Genomic DNA, 2273 nt, shown 5'->3' with positions numbered 1-2273 from the left:
GCTCAATGCCGGGCTCTACACCTCTTCGCGGCTGCTGTTCGTGCTGGCATCCAACGACGAGGCGCCACGCTGGATCGCGGCCGTGAGCAAGAAAGGCGTGCCGGTGCGCGGCGTCATCGCCTCGACCCTGATGGGCTACGGCTGCGTGGTCATCGCCGCGCTGTGGCCGGACACGGTGTTCCAGTTCCTGATCAATTCCTCGGGCACGGTGTTCCTCTTCGTCTACCTGATGATTTGCCTGTCGCAGATCAAGCTGCGCCGCAAGTGGGTGGCGGAGGGCTCCTTGAAGTTCGCCATGTGGGGCCATCCGTGGCTGCCGCTGCTGGTGACCGCCTCGATCATCGCCGTGCTGGTGAGCATGGCATTCGACCCCTCGATGCGCGGCAGCCTGCTGCAGTGCGTGATCGCGATCGTCGCGATTGCCGTCTCGTACCTGGTGCTGCGCCTGTCCCGCAAGGGTGCGCGTGACGTCAAGGTCCAGCCGGCCGCCAGCGCGTAGGCATCAATGCGGTATCAGAACAACCCGGACACCCAGCCCTCAACGGGAAGCCAACAGCATGTCAGCGAAATACGATTTGTCCCAGTTACCCAACAAACCGCTGTGGTTCGCGCCCAGTCCGTCGCGGGAGCGTCTGGACAGCACGATCCAGGCCGACGTAGTGATCATCGGCGCCGGCTATACCGGGCTGTGGACAGCCTACTACCTGCTCAAGAGCGATCCTTCCCTGCGCGTGGTGCTGCTGGAGAAAAACGTGGTCGGTTTCGGCGCTTCAGGGCGCAACGGTGGCTGGGCGTCGGCGATCTTCCCGATCTCGCTGCACCGGGTGGAGCAGCTGTACTCGCACAGCGCCGCGTTGCACCTGCAGGCGGCGATGAACGAGACCGTGGACGAGATCGGCCGTGTGCTGGCGCTTGAGGGGGTCGATGCCGACTACGCCAAGCAGGGTTTTCTGTCACTGGCACGCAGCCAACCGCAGATGGACCGGGCGCGTGCCGCGGTCGCGTCTTCAGCGCGCTTCGGTCTGCCTGACCAGTGGCGGGTGCTGGAGGCCGCTGAAGCGCAATCGAGCATTGGCGCACGCGGCATCCTCGGCGGTCTGTACACCGAGCATTGCGCGCTGATCCACCCCGGCAAGCTGGTCCGCGGACTGGCGCAGCTGGTGGAACGCCTGGGGGCGAAGATCTACGAGCAGTCGGCCGTCACCCAGATCGCTCCAGGCGCGGTGCATACCGCCCACGGTTCGGTGCGTGCCGAGATGACCGTGCGCGCCACCGAGGCCTTCACCTCGCAGCAGCCGGGCCACTCGCGTTTCGTCATTCCGCTGTATTCGCTGGTGCTGGCGACCGAACCGCTGCCACGGGACCTGCTGGCCAAGCTCAGGCTCGAGCACCGCATGGCGTTCAACGACATGCGCCACCTGCGGGTGTATGGCCAGGTAACCGCGGAGGGCCGGCTGGTGTTTGGCGGGCGTGGCGCGCCCTACAACTGGGGCTCGCGCATGTCGGAGCAGGCCGATCTGGTGGACAGTATCCACGGCAAGATCCACGACACGATGGTCGAGTTCTTCCCCGAGCTTGCCAGCGCGCGCATCACCCACCGTTGGGGCGGCGCCCTGGGCGTTTCCCGCGACTGGTGCCCGACCGTCAGCATTGACCGTGACAAACGCATGGCCTGGGCCGGCAACTACGTCGGTGACGGCGTGGCCACCAGCAACCTGGCCGGGCGTCTGCTGCGCAATTTCATTCTCGGGCGTGATGAGGCAATCAACACGCTGCCCGTGGTCAACCACCGCTCTCCGTCCTGGGAGCGCGAACCCCTGCGCTGGTTTGGTATCAACGGCGGCCTGGCGGCCGCTTCGCTGAGCGATATCGAAGAGCGCTTCACCCATAAACCTTCACGCACCGCCATGCTGCTGGAAAAGCTGACGGGCGCGCATTAAGAGGAACACGCCATGACGACCTTCACCATCATCAAGCACGCCGCCATCCAGGCATTGCCGCTGAAACCCGCCGGGCAGCGCGCCGGCGCCGACAAGGGTGACCCGCAAATTGCCATCCAGACCCTTGCCCCTGAAGCGGTTGGCAACCTGGGCGTGTGGGAGTGCCAGCCCGGTGGCTGGCCGGTGATCGAGCGCCCTGATACCGAGTTCACCTACCTCATTTCCGGCCGCGCGCTGCTCACCGATGACCGCAGCGGGGAAGTGGTGGAGGTGACCGGTGGCGACCTGATCATCCTGCCGCCGGGCTGGACCGGGCGCTGGGACGTGCTGGAA

Annotated in this window: 2 protein-coding genes and 1 pseudogene; all 3 read left to right on the top strand. The window is 65.8% G+C overall.

Features of this window, described 5'->3' with window-relative positions:
* Positions 1-499 (top strand): annotated as a pseudogene (locus VJS90_RS06385) (GABA permease); the annotation flags it as partial.
* 58 nt (positions 500-557) lie between these two features.
* Positions 558-1940: an FAD-binding oxidoreductase gene (locus VJS90_RS06380; RefSeq protein WP_324120168.1), complete on the top strand. Its 1383-nt coding sequence runs from the start codon at positions 558-560 to the stop codon at positions 1938-1940.
* A gap of 12 nt (positions 1941-1952) precedes the next feature.
* On the top strand, positions 1953-2273 hold a 321-nt coding region (locus tag VJS90_RS06375; protein WP_324120166.1), incomplete at its 3' end, for a cupin domain-containing protein.

The organism is Pseudomonas sp., from assembly GCF_035277045.1.
Taxonomy (GTDB): Bacteria; Pseudomonadota; Gammaproteobacteria; order Pseudomonadales; family Pseudomonadaceae; genus Aquipseudomonas.
Note: the sequence above shows the minus strand (reverse complement) of the source record. Positions and strands in the feature narration are given on the sequence as shown.

Excerpts from the sequence above, each read along its gene's own strand:
- VJS90_RS06380 (WP_324120168.1), top strand. The coding sequence starts at position 558 with ATGTCAGCGAAATACGATTTGTCCCAGTTACCCAACAAACCGCTGTGG.